Here is a 16,662-nt window from a genome sequence, read left to right as displayed (position 1 = left end):
GCCCGCTCACCCGGCGAGGTGCCCCAGGTCGTTCCAGCTCTCGATCGCCGGTTCGCCGTACGCCCAGCCGAGGACCGACAGGGACGTGGGGTTGAGGCGGATGCGCGCGGCGAAGTCGAGGGGCAGGCCCAGCCACCGCGCCCCTATGGAGCGCAGGATGTGCCCGTGGGCGAAGACCAGGACGTCGCGGTCAGCCGACCGGGCCCAGGCCACCACCTCGTCCGCGCGGGCCGTCACCTCGGCCAGACCCTCGCCCTCGGGTACGCCGTCCCGCCAGATGAGCCAGCCCGGGCGGACGGCCTGGATCTCGGCGGGGGTCATGCCCTCGTAGGCGCCGTAGTCCCACTCCAGGAGCGCGTCCCAGGTGTCGGCCCGCTCGCCGAACCCGGCGAGTTCGCAGGTCTCACGCGCGCGTGCCAGCGGGCTGGTGCGCACCTCGGCCCCGGGCAGGCCGTCGAGGGGCGCCCGGTGCAGCCGCTCGCCGAGCAGCTTGGCGCCCCGGCGCCCCTCCTCCAGGAGCGGCACGTCGGTCCTGCCGGTGTGCTGGCCGGACAGCGACCACTGGGTCTGTCCGTGCCGGGCCAACAGAATGCGCGGTGCCATGAGGGGGGCCTTTCGGGACGAGCGGTACGAAACCGTCGGAGATCGAGGGAGGAGAACAGGGCGGAAAACGAGCGAGAACGGAAGCGGAACGGGTCCATCATCGCGCACGCCCCGCGGGGGCAACCCGGCGGGCGATCTCGACGTCTTTGAGTGCTGGAACGCCCCGCACGGGCGGACCACGTACACCGTAAAGTGGCACGGTCGGCACGCCGGGCGCCGCGTGGGAAGAGGGGGAGGGCGATCGGATGCCGCAGACCGTGACACCGGGCACCGGGGAGTCCCGGCGGATCCGGCTGCGGTGGTGGACCGAGCTGCCACTGATCCTGCTGGTGTACGGCTGCTACTCGGCCGGCCGCCTGCTCGCCCGCGGGGACGTCTCGACCGCCGTCGACCACGGACTGGCGATCCTGCGCGTCGAGCAGTTCCTGCGCATCAACGCCGAGCACCCGCTCAACCGGCTGTTCACCCGCGAGGCGTGGCTCGGCGTACCCGCCGACTTCTGGTACGCGTCCCTGCACTACCTGGTGACACCGCTCATCCTCGTCTGGATCTTCCGGTTCCGCAGCGCCCACTACCGCGCGGCCCGCACCTGGCTGATGACGTCCACGTTCATCGGCCTGATCGGCTTCACGCTGCTGCCCACCTGCCCGCCCCGGCTGCTCTCGCCGGAGCACGGCTTCGTCGACACGATGGCCCAGTACAGCTCGTACGGCTGGTGGGGCGGCCAGGCCAGCGCCCCGCGCGGGCTGGGCAGCATGACGAACCAGTACGCGGCCATGCCGAGCCTGCACGTCGGCTGGTCGCTGTGGTGCGGGGTGATGCTGTGGCGTTACGGCGGCACCCGGCTCACCAAGGTCCTCGGTGTGACCTATCCGCTGCTGACCACGATCGTGGTCATGGGCACGGCCAACCACTATCTGCTGGACGCGGTCGCGGGCGCGGTCGTGATGGGCGCCGGACTGCTGCTCGCACCGCATGTGACGCGGGGCGTCGCCGCGGCGCGGACCCGCCTCGCACCGCCCGTGGCCCGGGCCGGTACCGCACTGCGGGCCCGTCTTTCCCCGGCCGCCACCGCCGTCACGGGACGCTCCGGCGGCGCAGGTTCCCCGATTGTCGGTGGCGGATGCCAGACTTCGACGGGTGAACGAATTCCACGGCAGCGCGAGGACCGGCTCGGGCCCGGAGCCGAGCCTGACACCTCCCCCAGGGGCGCGGGAGAAGGGGCCCCGGACTGGGATCTCCCCCGCTCCGGCGAAGTCGAGAGTCTGGGGAAGACTCGCTGAGCTGCGCGGCGGCCCCGACGTCCCGCCCAGGGCACTGGACGCGCGCGCCCTCGCGGCACTCGCCGCGAACCCGGGATGCCGCAGGCGGGCGATCCTGGACGGTGCCGGGGTCGACAAGACCGCGCTGGCCGAATCGCTGGGCGCGCCGGCCGTCTTCGGCCAGTCGCAGTTCGCGCTGACCCGGGGCAACGCCTTCGAGGCACGCGTGAAGGCGGGCGAGGGCGCGGAGTTGCTGCGGCTCGTGCACACCACGCTGGATCCGGCCGCCGAGCCGCCCCGGGAGGCCGCCGTCCCCGATCTGTCCGCGATCGGCCCCGAGGGGCGCACGGCCCGTACGGCGCTGGCGCTGCGCGAGGCCACGGCCGCCCGGGGCACCTGGACGCTGCTCGACCATCCGATGCTGGCGCTCGACGTCGCGGGCTCCCCCACCTTTCTGGAACCGGACGCGGTGGTCGTGCACCCGGACGGCAGCTGGTCCGTCGCGGAGATCAAGTCCTTCCCGATGCTGGACGGTGCGGCGGACCCGGCGAAGGTGGGCGCCGCCGCCCGGCAGGCCGCGGTGTACGTGCTGGCCCTGGAGGAGGTCGCCGCCCGCCTCGAACCGGCCCCGCGCGTGCGCCACCGGGTGCTCCTGGTGTGCCCCAAGGACTTCTCCAACCTGCCCGCCGCCTCCGCCGTCGACATCCGCAAGCAGCGTGCCGTCACCGCCCGCCAGCTGGCCCGGCTGACCCGGATCCAGGACATCGCCGACGCCCTGTCCGAGGGCACCTGCTTCGCCCCGGACCTGCCCGCCGCCGAGCTGAGCGCCGCGGTCGACTCGGTACCGGCGACGTACGCGCCCGAGTGCCTGGCCGCCTGCGAGCTCGCCTTCCACTGCCGCGCACGCTCCCGGGCGGCCGGCGCGGTCACCGCACTCGGCCGTCCGCTGCGCGCCGAACTGGGCGGTCTGAGCACGGTCGACGACGTGCTGTCGGCGGCCCGTGGCGCGAGCGGCGACCCCGACGACCCGGCGGTCGCCGCCCTGCGCCGGGCGACGGCCCTGCGCGCGGAGGCGCTGCGCGAGCCGGCCCCGGACGAGCCGGCGCTGCCCGGCGCACGGGCCGACCGGGAGGTGGCCCCTTGTCGCTGATCGCCACCCTCGGCCGGCTGGAGGCCGTGCGCTGTGGCCGGGCCGAGCCCGCCGCCACCGTCCGGCACCGGCATCTGTCCGACCGGCCCCTGGTGTTCGTGCCGCTGACCACCGCGGGCGAGGCCGGTGCCCCGCTCGGCGCCCTGGTCGGCACCGACCGGGCGGCGCCCCGCCTGCTGGTCGTGCCGCAGCCGCGCGACCGCGACCTGCGCTTCGCCTTCCTCGCCGAACTCGCCGACATCGTCCTGCCGTACCTCGACGCCTACGCCGACCAGGTCGAGGACGCCGAACGCACCGAGACAGAACCGGAGACCGGCAAGCGGGTCAAGGTCGTGACGGAGCTGTGCGCGGACGCGCCCCAGCTGATCGTGCCGAGCCGCGCGGGCGCCGACTTCGTACGGCTGCTGGGCCGCTCCATGCGCTTTCGCCGCACGGCCGAGCAGGACCCGCAGGCGCCGTACCCCGCGCCGCCCCGGGTGCCGCTGCTCGGCCGGTGGCTGACCCACTTCGGGGAGCGGGCCCGGGTGCCCGGCTCGTCGCTGCTGCTCGCGCTGACCGATGTGCTGGCCCGGCACTGGGCGACCGGCCAGTCGAGCCTGGAGGACCAGCACCTGGGCGCGCTGCTGGCCTGGATCGAACCGCCCGACGGCGAGTCCGGCGGCGCGGCGGCCGAGCGGGTGGAGCGGGCCCGCGGCGCCGACGGCCAGTTGCTGCACCCGCCCGCCGGCCCGGCCACCGATCCGGCCTTCGACAACCGGCTGCTCGCCCCCGCCATCGAGCGCCACCACCGCGCCCGCACCGCTCTCGCCGCCGCCGCGGACGGCCTGGAGGCCGACGCGCGGCTCGGTCAGGTCACCGCCGCCGAACGGGAGATCCAGGCCCTGGTCGAGAGCCGTACGCGGCCCACCTGGGACGCCGTGTGGCGCGGGCTCGATCTGCTGCGGGCGCTGCCCGAGGGCGCGCACGTCGAGGAGCGATGGACCCGGGACCGCTGGTCGTTCACCGGGCACCGCGACCGCGTACGCGCCGGCGAGCCCCCGCAGCCGCGCCGCGACGACGCGGTCACCGCGGCGAACAAGCTGGCCGCGCGCGAGCGCGAACAGGCCCGGCTGGAGGCCCAGGAGGCGCTCGACGATCCACTGGTGATGGCGGGGCGGCGGCTCGCCGGGGAGGCGTTCGCGGGCGAGGTCACCGATGTCGTCATGGCGTACAGCGAGGGGAAGCGGCCCAGTCCGCGCCCGCTGGTCACCGTCCGCACGGACGACCGGCCGCACCTCGGGGAGCGGGCGAAGGCGTACCGCTCGCTGGGCGGCAGACCGCAGGCGGCGGAGTTCGTGGGGTACGAGGACGAGGGGCTGATCGTGCTGCGGGTCCTGGACAAGATGGGCCGCGGCAAGGAGCCCGAGGCCGGGTCCGTGCCGGAGAAGGGTGACCGGCTGTGCTTCACGCTGTTCGAGCACGAGCAGCGCGGCGGGGCCAGGCTGCCCGATCCGGAGCAGACCCCGTGGACGCACGGCGGGCCGCCGGGCGAGGCCGTGCCGGAGGCCGCCGATTCCGTCACCGAGGAGGACGTACTGTGACCGCGCAGACCTTCGACCCCGGTGCCGCGGCGGCCCGCGCCACCGAGGCGATCCTGCGGGACACCCTGCACGGCGAGCACCGGGGCGTGGTGGTCGACTCCCCGCCGGGCGCCGGCAAGTCCACGCTCGTGGTCCGGGCCGCGCTCGAACTCGCCGACGCCGGGCGGCCGCTGATGGTGATCGCGCAGACCAACGCCCAGGTGGACGACCTGGTCCTGCGGCTCGCCGAGAAGAACCCCGAGCTGCCCGTGGGCCGGCTGCACAGCAGCGACACCGATCCGTACGACAAGGCGCTGGACGAGCTGCCGGGCGTGCGCACGTCGGCGAAGGCGGCGGATCTGGCCGGCGTCCCGGTGGTGCTGTCCACGGCCGCGAAGTGGGCGCATGTCACGGTGGACGAGCCGTGGCGGCACGCGATCGTCGACGAGGCGTACCAGATGCGCTCGGACGCGCTGCTCGCGGTGGCCGGGCTGTTCGAGCGGGCGCTGTTCGTGGGCGACCCGGGCCAGCTGGACCCGTTCGCGATCGTGGGCAGCGAGCAGTGGGCGGGGCTGTCGTACGACCCGTCGGCCTCCGCCGTGACGACGCTGCTCGCGCACAACCCCGAGCTGCCGCAGCACCGGCTGCCGGTGTCCTGGCGGCTGCCGGCCTCGGCGGCGCCCCTGGTCTCGGACGCCTTCTATCCGTACACGCCGTTCCGCAGCGGCACGGACCACGGCGACCGCGGGCTGGTCTTCGCCGTGCCGTCCGACGGCTCCGGCCCCGACCGGGTGATCGACGAGGCGGCGGCCTCGGGCTGGGGCCTGCTGGAACTGCCCGCGCGGCACACGCCGCGCACGGATCCGGAGGCGGTGCGGGCGGTGGCCGCGGTCGTCCGCCGGCTGCTGGACCGCGGTGGCGCGGCGACCTCGGAGCGCGGTACGGGGCCGGTCCCGCTCACCGCCGACCGGATCGCCGTCGGGACGGCGCACCGGGACCAGGCGGCGGCGGTGCGAGCGGCGCTGGCCGAGCTGGGCGTGGCGGACGTCACCGTCGACACGGCGAACCGGCTGCAGGGCCGGGAGTACGACGTGACGGTGGTGCTCCATCCCCTGTCCGGCCGCCCCGACGCCACCGCCTTCCACCTGGAGACGGGCCGCCTGTGCGTGCTCGCCTCCCGGCACCGCCACGCCTGCATCGTGGTGTGCCGGGCGGGCGTGGCCGAACTCCTCGACGACTACCCATCGACCGACCCGGTCCAACTAGGCACCCTCGTGAAGTTCCCGGACGGCTGGGAGGCGAACCACGCGGTCCTGGCCCACCTGACAGAACACCGGGTCACCTGGCAACCATGACCGACACCACCACCCGACACCGCCCCACCGCCGGACGGAGTCCGGCACGTCGGTCGGCGTGGTCGGGCGCTGGGATGTGGGCTTGTGGGGGCGCGGGAGAATGGACGTGGCGCAGCCTTTGACGGGGCGGCCCACGCAACCGTACGAGGAGGACGAGACATGGCGGAGCCCACGCCGCGTCGGAACGAACCGCGGCTACGCCCCGCGCCCCTGCTCTTCGAGCCCGTGGCGGCGGTCGCCGATCCCGAGCACTTCTTCGACCTGGAGTCGATGGACGACCCCCGGGCCCTGCTGGCGCGCGCGACCGAGTTGGCCCAGGCGTTCCGCGCCGCCGCCGACCGCGCCGTGGAGTACCAGGCCGTCGCGGCGGCCCAGCTGGCCGATCCACGCCGCTTCGACCGGCTGACGCCCGCGGACATCGCCGAGCGGGCGGAGTGGACCGAGGACTACGCCAAGAAGATGGTCGAGTTCGGCCGGGACCTGATGCGCGGGGCCGACACCGAGGAGCGTGGCACCGCCGATCCCGTGTGACACCCGCGCCACTACCCCACGGCATATGCCAGGCGGGCAAGATACTCCCTCTTTCGCCCTCCCGTCCCGAATTTCCGCAACTCACAGCAACGGAAATTTCACGGGCGGTAGATCTATGACCCATGAGCAGCACACGCAAGATCACCGCCGCCGGCGCCTCCTGGCTCGCCTCTGCAGGAACGTATCCGCGCAGCACACTCGCGCAGTGGGAGGAGCGGCCCGACGCCCCGCTCGTCCTGCCCTGCGGCACCGCCTTCGACGTGGTGAACGCGCCGGCGATCTTCGGGCGGCAGATGCTGGACCGGTTATGGGCCGAGGGCCCGGGTTCCGGGCCGGTCGCCGTGTTCCGCGGCCGTGTGCTCCTGTTCGTCGCCCCGGGCACGGCCCAGCGCCTGCCCTCGCTGCTGGCCTGGGAGGAGTGGGGCAGCCGGGGCCGTACCTGCGGCGTGCCGCCGCTGCTGTGCCACGGCACCGGGGACGCGGTGACCGCGCCGGCCCTGCGCGCCCCGGACGGCGCGGAATCCGCCGCCCGCGACGGCTCCCGCTGGCTGGTCGCGCCCGACACCCGGCACCCCTGGCTGCCCGGGCCCGAGGTGGTGCTCTGGGCCGCGGTCCGGGCGGCCCGGGAAACCGTGCGGATATCGATTTTTCCTCCCGCCGACCAGGGTGCTAAGGTCTACGACGTCAGCAGGCGCCGCTAGCTCAGTTGGTTAGAGCAGCTGACTCTTAATCAGCGGGTCCGGGGTTCGAGTCCCTGGCGGCGCACCATGACGATGGCGAGGCACGTTCGCACCACGCGCGAACCCCCTCGCCATCTCTGTTTCCCCCCTCTCCCCGCACCCGCGCCGCCCCTCCGCGGGCTCAGCCCACGATCTTCGATGTGATCTTCACCGTCCAGGCGCCGGACACCGTGCGGTCCTCCACCTCGACCCGGACACCGTCACCCGGCACCGTGAAGCTCTCGCCGAGGTCGACCGGGGCGTCGGCGAGCGGCGGGTAGACCGAGCCCTCCCAGCAGGCCTCGGTGCGCGGATGGGCGTCCACGACCTCGATCGGGCCGTCTCCGGACGCCGCGCCGCTGTGCACCCGGTACACCAGCACGCCCTTACGGCAGACCCCGTGGTCGCTCCCGGCCGGCCCGCGCGCCTCGAAGGCCAGCGCGCTGTCGGACCCGGTGCGCACGACGGCCAGCTTCACCCCGCCGCCCAGGCCGAACACCGGGGACCCGGCGGTCCGCGCGGCCGGTGTCTCCCCGGCGGCCAGCGGCTCCAGGGTCAGCCGGGTCGGCCCGGTCCCGCGTACGCACACCACCTGGCGGGGCTCCAGCCAGCCGAGCTTCCACTTGTGCCAGGCGAACAGGTCGGGCGCCAGCCCGAACTGACTGCCCATCAGGTCCCAGTCGCCGACGTACGTGTCCCAGTCGCCCTTGCCGTCCGCCGGGCGGTGGTAGAGGTCCGGCAGGTCGAAGAGGTGCCCGGTCTCGTGCGCGAGGACCAGCCGGTCCGGCGGGTGGTTCTCGAAGACCGTGACGACCCGGCGGACGTCCTTGCCGTCCACCCGCACCGGGGTGTCCAGGTTGACGACCTTCGTCGCGTCGGAGTCCACGCCGGGCGCGTCCGGATCGGCCACGAAGTAGACGATGTCGTAGCGCGAGAAGTCGACGTCACGGTCGGCCACCGCGAACGCGTCACGCAGATAGGCGGCCCGCTGCGCGGCGCTCCAGTCGCGCCTTATGGCGTACGACGCCGAGGGGCGCGGCATGCGCAGCCAGCGCTTCAGCGGATGCGGGCGGAGCGTGAACCTGCCGTAGGAGGCTTCCTCGAAGAAGCGGCTGGTGGCCGGGAAGTGGTCGGCGGCCAGTTCGGCGGGCGTGCTGCGCGGGGCCGAGTCCGGGAAGGAGAGGAATACCATCACGGCGTCGAGCGGGCGGCTCGGGCGCGCGTAGGAGCGGTTCCAGGTGTCCACTCCCTCGGAGTGGTGCGCGTCGGTCCGGTGCAGGGCGCACGGCGTCGTGGAGAACGGTTCGGCCACCGAGGGGACGGTGAGGATCGACGTCGCGGCGAGCGCCGACATCGTGGTGAACACGGCTGCGACACTGCGCAGATGGGGCGGCACGGGGGGACCTCCGAGTGCGGTTGCACGGACACCGCACCCAGCCTGTGGGATTTTGATCCGCTACGCCCTGTTTGTCTGCCCCAGAAGAGTGAGCATTCGTCACACCCCCGAATGGCCGATATCCAAAATCACTCACGGAACGTCACAAGCGGTCGCACGCTTGAAGAACCCGTCCATGCGCGGGCAGAAACGATCTGTCAAAACCGTGGGTTCATCAGGGACACTGGAAGGTAGCTGGAAGGCCCTCGGGCCAGCATCTATGATCGGCACACTTGCCTGCACGGACGGAGATCGAGTGCACTGCGGGAGCGAGCGGTGAGCGGAACGTCCGAAGGGTCGACGCCCGCGGCGGACCTCGACCGGTCCGCCATCACGGAGAGTGACGAGAGAAGGCCTCCCGGTGCGCGGCCGCCGGCGGGGGCATCGGCGCACACCTACCGTTCCGTCTTCGCGGCCGCCCCGCTGGCCATGGCCGTCGTCGACCGCGACGGCCTGGTGGTCAGCGCCAACGACGCGCTCGGCACGCTGCTCGGCACCGACACCGCCGCACTGACCGGACGCGTCGCGGCCGACCTGGTCGATCTGACCGCCGATGCCCGCGCCTGGCACGCCTACCGCGAGGTGCTGCGCGGCCGGCAGGCGAAGCTGCGCTGCACCCGGCGGCTGAAGCAGCCCGACGGCCGCACGGTGTGGGTGCAGGTCACCGTCGCCCCGCTCGCCGAGTCCGGGGAGGGCGTCCTGCTCTCCGTCGCCGACATCACCGCCCGCCGTGAACTCCAGGCCCGGCTGCGGCACCTGCAGATGCACGACCCGGTCACCCGGCTGCCCAACCGCACGCTGTTCTTCGAGCGGCTGACGGCCGCCCTGGAGGCGGACGCCCACGAGCAGGGCGGCACCGGCCGGGTCGGACTGTGCTACCTCGACCTCGACGGCTTCAAGGCGGTCAACGACACCCTCGGCCACCGGGTCGGCGACCGGCTGCTGGCCGCCGTGGCGGAGCGGCTGACCCGGGTCGCGGACGAGGCAGGGCGCGGGCGGGCGGGCACCCCCTTGGTGGCCCGGCTGGGCGGCGACGAGTTCGCCGTGCTCGTCGAGGACTCGACGGGCACGGACCAGCTGGCCGAGCTGGCCGCGGCCGCGCTGACCGCGCTCCGGGCCCCCTTCGACCTGGCGGGCCGGCGGCTGTCGCTGACGGCCTCCATCGGCGTGGTCGAGCGGCACACGGCCGGCACCACGGCCACCGGCCTGATGCAGGCGGCCGACACGACCCTGTACTGGGCGAAGGCCGACGGCAAGGGCCGCTGGACGCTGTTCGACCCGGAGCGCAACGCGCACCTCATGACCCGGCAGGCCCTCTCCTCCGCGCTGCGCCCCGCCATCGAGCGCGGTGAATTCGCCCTGGACTACCAGCCGTTGGTGGGCATGGAGGACGGCCGGCTGCGCGGCGTCGAGGCCCTGGCCCGCTGGCACCACCCGCAGTTCGGCACACTGGCGCCGAATCGGTTCATCGGGCTGGCCGAGGAGGACGGCTCGATCGTGCCGCTCGGCCGCTGGGCCCTGGTCACCGCCTGCCGTCAGGCGCGCCGCTGGCAGCTGGACCACCCGGGCGAGCCGCCGATCTTCGTGAGCGTCAATGTGGCGGTCCGCCAGGTCTGGGACTCGGACCTGGTGGCCGACGTGGCGGACGCCCTCGCCCGGACGGACCTGGCCCCGCATCTGTTGCAGCTGGAGCTGACCGAGTCGGCCGTGATGGGGTCGGCGGGCCGGCCGCTGGAGGCCCTGCAGGCGCTGAGCGACATGGGGGTGCGGATCGCCATCGACGACTTCGGCACCGGCTACTCGAACCTGGCGTATCTCAGCCGACTGCCGGTGTCGGTCCTCAAGCTGGACGGCTCGTTCGTGCGCGGCTTCCAGTACGACGAACCCGGCGACCGGCCGAACCCGGCCGACGAGGTCGTGGTCGAGGCGATGATCCAGCTGGCCCACCGGCTCGGGCTCACGGTGACCGCCGAGTGCGTGGAGACCTCAGCCCAGGCGACCCGGCTGCGGCACATCGGCTGCGACACCGGCCAGGGCTGGCTCTACTCCCGGCCGGTGTCACCGGACCGCATCTCCGAACTGCTGGCGACGCAGTCCTACGCGGTGGGCAATCCGTAGGCGTCCGCGATGAGTTCGTACGAGCGCAGCCGCAGCTCGCCGCGGTGGGCGTGCGAGGTGAGCATCAGCTCGTCGGCGCCGGTGCGCTTGTGCAGCGCGTCGAGTCCGACGCGCACCTCGTCGGCGCCGCCCTGCACGATGTTGCTCGTCCAGGACCGCACGAACTCCTCCTCCATCGGGCTGAACTCGTGCTTCTCGGCCTCGGCCGGGTCGGGGAACAGACCGGGGCGGCCGGTGCGCAGCCGGACCATGTTCAGCGCCATCGCCCGGCTCTGCCGATGCGCCTCCCGCTCGTCGTCCGTGGCGAGGGCGGAGACGCCGATGAGGGCGTAGGGCTCGTCGAGGACGTCGGACGGCCGGAAGTTCTCCCGGTACAGATCGAGGGCCGGGACGGTGTTCTGCGCGGAGAAGTGGTGCGCGAAGGCGAAGGGCAGGCCGAGCAGGGCCGCGAGCCGGGCGCTGAAACCGGAGGAGCCGAGCAGCCAGACGGGCGGGCGGTGCGGGGACTGGACGCCGCCGGGCGCGCTGCCCTGCACCGGGCCGGGAACGGCGTGGATACGCCGGTAGGGATGGCCGTCCGGGAAGTCGTCGTCCAGGAACCGGGTCAGCTCGGCCAGTTGCTGCGGGAAGTCGTCGGCGCCCTCGTTCAGGGTGTCGGAGCGGCGCAGCGCGGCGGCGGTGGCCCCGTCGGTGCCCGGCGCCCGCCCCAGCCCGAGGTCGATCCGCCCCGGCGCCAGCGCCTCCAGCGTGCCGAACTGCTCGGCGATGACCAGGGGCGCGTGGTTGGGCAGCATCACCCCGCCCGAGCCGAGCCGGATCCGCTCGGTGTGGGCGGCGAGGTGGGCGAGGATCACCGCCGGCGAGGAGGAGGCGACGCCCGGCATCGAGTGGTGCTCGGCGACCCAGTACCGGTGGAAGCCGCGCGCCTCGGCGAGCCGGGACAGCTCGACGCCGGTGCGCAGCGCGTCGGTGGCGGTGCTGCCCGCCCCGACGGTCATCAGATCCAGTACGGAGAGGGGGACGGGGGCGGTCCCGTGGGCCGTCCCCCGGATCTCGTCTGCCGCCACGGTGCTGCCTCCTGTGTCTCGCCGTACGCTGTCTTCCGGGTGCTAACAGGAGGCAGTCTCCGGTTTATTCCCGGGGCGGCCGACGGACTCAGACCTGCACGATCGGCTCGCGGGTGAACAGGGAGCCGAGCGCCGGGGCGTTCACCCTGCGGTCCGTCAGGCGCAGCGCCTCCCACACCGTGACCTGGTTGGCCGTGAGCACCGGCTTGCCCAGCTCCTTCTCCAGCGCGGGCAGGTGCGCCACGGTATGCAGGGCCGTGTCCGGCAGCAGCAGCGCCTGCGCGTCCGCCCGGTCCGCCCGCCGGGCCAGCTCGAACAGCTCGCGCTCGCCCCAGTCGCCGACCTCCGCCGCCGTGATGATCCCGGACGGCCGCACTCCGGTCACCGTCGCGCCCCCGGTCCGCAGGAAGTCCGCGAACAGTTCGGCCACGTCGTCCGGATAGGTCGCGCCGACCGCCACCCGGTGCACCCCGATCTCGCCCAGCGCGTGCACGAACGCGAAGGACGTCGAGGAGGCCGGCATGCCCGCGGCCAGGGCCAGCGAGCGCACCTGCTCATGGGCGCCCGCCCAGCCGTACACGAAGCTGCCGCTGGTGCACGCCCACACGACCGCCTCCGCGCCTGCCAGCCGCAGCGCCTCGACGCCCGCCGAGAGCCGCTCCGGCGCCCCCATCCGGCGCAGCGCGTCCACCCGGTGCGCGTCCTCGCCGATGTCGGTGTGGACCAGGTCCACCCGGATGTCGCTGCCCAGGAGCTGCTCGATGCGCGGATAGTCGTCCTCGGCGGAGTGCCCCGGGTAGAGGAATCCGAGTGCGGTCATGTCCAGCCCTCCTGCTGTTCTTCCGGCAGTACGGGCCATCCGGGCACCGCTTCTCCCCCACTGCCCCACAGGGCGTGCGAGGTACCCCCCAACAGCGCCTGGTACGGCCCCACCGCACGGGTACCCAGTCGGCGCAGCGCCGCCCACATCGTGACCTGGTTGGCCGAGAGCACGGGCAGCCGCAGCTCCGCCTCCAGCTGGGGGATCACGTCGTACGTCGGCAGGTTGGTGCAGGAGATGAACAGGGCGTCGGCACCGCCCACCCGCACGGTCCGGCGCGCCATCGCGACCACCTCCCGATACGGCACCCGCCAGATGTGCCGGGTCAGCCCCATGTAGGCGCAGCCCGACACCCGGACGCCCGCCTCGGCCACGTAGTCCCGCAGGGCGCGGGTCACCGACTCCGTGTACGGGGTCAGCAGCGCCACCCGCCGCACCCGCAGCTCGGCGAGCGCCTCCAGCAGCGCGCCGGACGTCGTCACGGCCGGGACGCTGCCGGAGTCGCTCGCCCGGACCATCGCCTCCCCCATCGCCCGCTCCCCGGCGATCCCGCCGACGAAGCTGCCGGACGCGCAGGCGTAGGCCACCACCTCGGGCTCGACGGCGGTCAGCGCGCGTACCGCCTTGCCGAGCGTCTCGTGCTCGCTGACCAGCCGGGCCAGGTCCAGGCTCACCTCGACCGGCACGAACGGCGTCCGTGTGAGGTGCAGCGACACCTCGTCCGGCACCCAGCGCCACAGTTCCCGGTCGAGCGCGAAGTCGAAGGGGGCGACCACGCCGACACCGCGCTGCGGGCGGGGGCCGCCGAGAAAGGAGACGTCCATGGCAGACACCGGCCTCACGGTAAGAAAACGGGAGGGCAACAGGGTGCGGGTACGCCCGTGTTGACGAAGGTAGGTTCGGGTGCGAGCGTGGTCAATCCGCGCATGTCAGACGCCCTCCCCCCAGCCCACGCCGACGCCCCGCCCCACCGCCCCTCCGCCATCCAGCCACCGTCTCCCCCCACCCGGACCGGTCCGGCACCGTCCCACACGCCCCGCCCGACCCCGACAACCCCCACCGCCCCCGCCATCCAGCCATCCAGCCGCCGTCTCGCCCCAGTCGGACCGGTCCGATCCGCCCGTCTCGCCCCGACACCCGCCACGGACCCCGGAGGAACGGTTTGCCGATGCCCGTCCCGACGCTCCTCGTCCTCGACGCCGACCCCCTGCCCCGTCTCGGCCGGCTCACCGGCCGCGCCCGTGTCGTGCACGCGGACGAGCGCACGCTGGCCGGTCTGCTGCCGACGGCGGACGTCCTGCTGGTGTGGGACTTCGCCTCGCGCGCGGTCCGCGACGCGTGGCCGGGCGGCGGCCCGCGCCCGCGCTGGGTGCACACGGCGAGCGCTGGCGTCGACCATCTGATGTGCCCGGAGCTGGCCGGCTCGGACACCGTGGTGACCAACGCGCGCGGGATCTTCGACCGGCCCATCGCCGAGTACGTGGCCGCGCTCGTGCTGGCGATCGCCAAGGACCTCCCGCGCACCCTGGACCTCCAGCGGCAGCGCACCTGGCGGCACCGCGAGGCCCGGCGGCTGGCCGGCACGCGCGCGTGCGTGGTCGGCTCCGGGCCCATCGGCCGGACCATCGCCCGCACCCTCAAGGCGCTGGAGGTGACGCCCGCGGTCGTCGGCCGCGTCCCGCGCACCGGCATACACGGCCCGGACGACCTGGACCGGCTGATGTCGCGGGCCGACTGGGTGATCGCGGCGGCACCGCTGACCGAGCAGACGCGCGGCATGTTCGACGCCCGCCGGTTCGGCGTGATGCAGCCCTCGGCGCACTTCATCAACGTGGGCCGCGGGCAGCTGGTCGTCGAGGACGCGCTCGTCGAGGCGCTGTCCAAGCGCTGGATCGCGGGCGCGGCCCTGGACGTGTTCGCCACCGAGCCGCTCGCCCCGGACAGCCCGCTGTGGCGGCTGCCCGGGCTGATCGTCTCCCCGCACATGAGCGGCGACACGGTCGGCTGGCGGGATGAACTCGGCAACCAGTTCGTCGAGTTGTACGAGCGATGGGCGGCGGGCAGACCCCTGGTGAACGTGGTCGACAAGAAGCGCGGATACGTGCCGGGTCGCTGACCCCGGGAGGGCGCATGGAGCTGACCGACCTGACCGCCGTACAACTCCTCGACGGCTACCGCACGGGCGAGTTCAGCCCCGTGGAGGTCACCGCCGCCGCGCTGGAGCGGGCGGCGCGGATCCAGCCGGAGGTGAACGCCTTTGTCCGGCTCCTTGCGGACGAGGCGCTGGAGCAGGCCCGGGAGTCGGCCGGGCGGTGGCGGCGCGGGGAGCCGGCGGGGCTGGTCGACGGCGTGCCGGTGACGGTCAAGGACATCCTTCTGCTGCGCGGCCATCCGACCCTGCGCGGTTCGCGGACCGTGGCGGCGGACGGCGCGTGGGCCGAGGACGCGCCGTCGGTGGCCCGGCTGCGCGAGCAGGGCGCGGTCTTCATCGGCAAGACGACGACACCCGAGTTCGGCTGGAAGGGCGTGACCGACTCGCCCCTGACCGGGGTGACCCGCAACCCGCACGACCCGGCCCGCACCGCGGGCGGCTCCAGCGGCGGCAGCGCGGCGGCGGTGGCGCTCGGCGCGGGCCCGCTGTCACTGGGCACGGACGGCGGCGGCAGCGTCCGCATCCCGGCGGCGTTCTGCGGGATCTTCGGGCTGAAGCCGACGTACGGCCGGGTGCCGCTGTATCCGCCGAGCGCCTTCGGCACGCTGTCCCATGTGGGCCCGATGACCCGGGACGCGGCGGACGCGGCACTGCTGCTGGACGTCATCGGCCGGCCCGACGCCCGGGACTGGTCGGCGCTGCCCGCGCCGTCCGGCTCCTTCGTGGCGGCCCTCGGCGGAGGCGTGCGCGGGCTGCGGGTGGCGTACTCGCCGTCGCTGGGCGGTCAGGTGGCGGTGCGTCCGGCGGTCGCGGCGGCGGTGCGGCGGGCGGTGGCGGGGCTGGCGGAGCTGGGCGCGTACGTCGAGGAGACCGATCCCGACCTCGCCGACCCGGTGGACGCCTTCCACACCCTGTGGTTCAGCGGCGCCGCCCGGGTGGTGCAGCACCTCCCGCCGGGCCGGCGGGCGCTGCTCGACCCCGGGCTGCGGGAGATCTGCGAGGCGGGCGCCCGGTTCGGCGCGCTGGACTACCTGGCCGCGGTGGACGTCCGCATGGATCTCGGCCGGCGCCTGGGCCGCTTCCACGAGACGTACGACCTGCTGGTCACGCCGACCCTGCCGATCACGGCGTTCGAGGCGGGCGAGGAGGTGCCGAGAAGCTCGGGCCACCGGCGCTGGACGGGGTGGACGCCGTTCACGTACCCGTTCAACCTCACCCAGCAGCCGGCCGCGACCGTTCCCGTGGGGACGGACGAGGCGGGGCTGCCGATCGGTCTGCAGCTGACCGCGGCCCGGCACCGGGACGCTCTGGTGCTGCGCGCCGCCCATACGCTGTACGCGGCCGGGCTCACGCGCGGCGGAAGCTGAGCGTCTCCCCCGCCGCCCCGGACCGCCACAGGTCGTTGCACGCCTCGGCCATCCGGTCGAGACCGTCGACGACCTGGCCCCAGACGATGCCGGGCACCCAGCCCACATCGCCGTTGAGCAGCAGGTTGTTGCGCTCGTAGAACAGGGCGAGGTCCACCACGGTGGTCCCGGGGCGGACCTCGCGGTCGTAGCCGTAGGCGCGCGTGCCCAGTTCCGCGCCGGCGAAGGAGAAATAGCAGAGGTCCCCGGGAATCGGGGTGACCGTCGGATTCTCCAGGGGCGGTTCGTATGCCGCCAGGGGCGGGAAGAGGGCGTAGATCTCATTGCGCGCGTACTTGGCGTGATAGACGTCACCGGACAGCGGCAGGGCGTCCCACACGGCGGTGCAGGTGATCGGAGCACGGTCGTCCAGGAGCCGGGCCGTGCACCGTACTTCCCGCTTGACCAGCGAGATTTCCAGAAATCGGGCGGTCGTGGAATCCGTCATGGAATCCATGGTGCATAACTCGTGTGGTCCCGGGTAG

15 protein-coding genes and 1 tRNA gene are annotated in these 16,662 nt (G+C 73.9%); 10 read left to right on the top strand and 6 right to left on the bottom strand.

Features of this window, described 5'->3' with window-relative positions:
* Positions 1-6: 6 nt before the first annotated feature.
* On the bottom strand, positions 7-603 hold the full coding sequence (locus CTZ28_RS08040; RefSeq protein ID WP_121888571.1) for a histidine phosphatase family protein: 597 nt from the start codon (positions 601-603) through the stop codon (positions 7-9).
* A gap of 245 nt (positions 604-848) precedes the next feature.
* Between CTZ28_RS08040 and CTZ28_RS08035 the strand changes: the two genes are divergently transcribed.
* From CTZ28_RS08035 to CTZ28_RS08005, 7 genes are all read left to right on the top strand, one after another.
* A complete protein-coding gene (locus tag CTZ28_RS08035) occupies positions 849-1,886 on the top strand; it encodes a phosphatase PAP2 family protein (protein ID WP_121888570.1) in 1,038 nt (345 codons plus the stop codon).
* On the top strand, positions 1,840-3,015 hold the full coding sequence (locus CTZ28_RS08030) for a hypothetical protein (RefSeq protein ID WP_259471522.1): 1,176 nt from the start codon (positions 1,840-1,842) through the stop codon (positions 3,013-3,015). Before CTZ28_RS08035 ends, CTZ28_RS08030 begins: the two co-directional genes overlap by 47 nt.
* Complete coding sequence (locus tag CTZ28_RS08025; RefSeq protein ID WP_121888569.1) at positions 3,006-4,595, top strand: hypothetical protein; 1,590 nt, start codon at positions 3,006-3,008, stop codon at positions 4,593-4,595. The genes CTZ28_RS08030 and CTZ28_RS08025 overlap by 10 nt, the downstream gene beginning before the upstream one ends.
* Entirely contained in the window at positions 4,592-5,929 is a 1,338-nt protein-coding gene (locus CTZ28_RS08020; protein WP_121888568.1) for an AAA domain-containing protein, read from the top strand. The genes CTZ28_RS08025 and CTZ28_RS08020 overlap by 4 nt, the downstream gene beginning before the upstream one ends.
* A 159-nt stretch (positions 5,930-6,088) precedes the next feature.
* Positions 6,089-6,460 (top strand): hypothetical protein, encoded by a 372-nt coding sequence (locus CTZ28_RS08015; protein ID WP_121888567.1) that lies wholly within the window; start codon positions 6,089-6,091, stop codon positions 6,458-6,460.
* A 122-nt stretch (positions 6,461-6,582) separates the two neighbouring features.
* Positions 6,583-7,161, top strand: coding sequence for a bifunctional DNA primase/polymerase (locus CTZ28_RS08010; protein ID WP_121888566.1), 579 nt, complete (start codon positions 6,583-6,585; stop codon positions 7,159-7,161).
* Positions 7,152-7,228 (top strand) — tRNA-Lys (locus tag CTZ28_RS08005). Before CTZ28_RS08010 ends, CTZ28_RS08005 begins: the two co-directional genes overlap by 10 nt.
* A gap of 93 nt (positions 7,229-7,321) precedes the next feature.
* Here CTZ28_RS08005 and CTZ28_RS08000 read toward each other — a convergent pair.
* The gene (locus tag CTZ28_RS08000) at positions 7,322-8,533 is read right to left on the bottom strand and encodes a M6 family metalloprotease domain-containing protein (protein WP_121888861.1); all 1,212 of its coding nucleotides are present in this window, start codon (positions 8,531-8,533) and stop codon (positions 7,322-7,324) included.
* A gap of 357 nt (positions 8,534-8,890) precedes the next feature.
* Between CTZ28_RS08000 and CTZ28_RS07995 the strand changes: the two genes are divergently transcribed.
* Positions 8,891-10,732 carry a putative bifunctional diguanylate cyclase/phosphodiesterase gene (locus tag CTZ28_RS07995; protein WP_121888565.1) on the top strand — a complete coding sequence of 614 codons (1,842 nt, stop codon included), beginning with the start codon at positions 8,891-8,893 and terminating at the stop codon, positions 10,730-10,732.
* Here CTZ28_RS07995 and CTZ28_RS07990 read toward each other — a convergent pair.
* The 3 genes from CTZ28_RS07990 to CTZ28_RS07980 form a co-directional block, all read right to left on the bottom strand.
* Entirely contained in the window at positions 10,711-11,799 is a 1,089-nt protein-coding gene (locus CTZ28_RS07990; RefSeq protein WP_121888564.1) for an LLM class flavin-dependent oxidoreductase, read from the bottom strand. The genes CTZ28_RS07995 and CTZ28_RS07990 overlap by 22 nt on opposite strands.
* 88 nt (positions 11,800-11,887) lie before the next feature.
* Positions 11,888-12,619 (bottom strand): maleate cis-trans isomerase family protein, encoded by a 732-nt coding sequence (locus CTZ28_RS07985; protein WP_121888563.1) that lies wholly within the window; start codon positions 12,617-12,619, stop codon positions 11,888-11,890.
* Entirely contained in the window at positions 12,616-13,443 is an 828-nt protein-coding gene (locus tag CTZ28_RS07980; protein ID WP_183154325.1) for a maleate cis-trans isomerase family protein, read from the bottom strand. The genes CTZ28_RS07985 and CTZ28_RS07980 overlap by 4 nt, the downstream gene beginning before the upstream one ends.
* A gap of 344 nt (positions 13,444-13,787) precedes the next feature.
* On the opposite strand from CTZ28_RS07980, the gene CTZ28_RS07975 reads away from it, so the two are divergent.
* On the top strand, positions 13,788-14,735 hold the full coding sequence (locus tag CTZ28_RS07975; RefSeq protein WP_121888561.1) for a D-2-hydroxyacid dehydrogenase: 948 nt from the start codon (positions 13,788-13,790) through the stop codon (positions 14,733-14,735).
* A gap of 14 nt (positions 14,736-14,749) precedes the next feature.
* Complete coding sequence (locus CTZ28_RS07970) at positions 14,750-16,138, top strand: amidase (RefSeq protein WP_121888560.1); 1,389 nt, start codon at positions 14,750-14,752, stop codon at positions 16,136-16,138.
* Here CTZ28_RS07970 and CTZ28_RS07965 read toward each other — a convergent pair.
* Entirely contained in the window at positions 16,119-16,625 is a 507-nt protein-coding gene (locus CTZ28_RS07965) for a DUF3830 family protein (RefSeq protein WP_383085068.1), read from the bottom strand. The genes CTZ28_RS07970 and CTZ28_RS07965 overlap by 20 nt on opposite strands.
* Positions 16,626-16,662 lie beyond the last annotated feature (37 nt).

The sequence above is a fragment of the Streptomyces shenzhenensis genome (assembly GCF_003688995.1).
Classification (GTDB): Bacteria; Actinomycetota; Actinomycetes; order Streptomycetales; family Streptomycetaceae; genus Streptomyces; species Streptomyces shenzhenensis_A.
The sequence above is the reverse complement of the archived record's forward strand: the minus strand, read 5'-3'. Positions and strand labels throughout refer to the sequence as shown.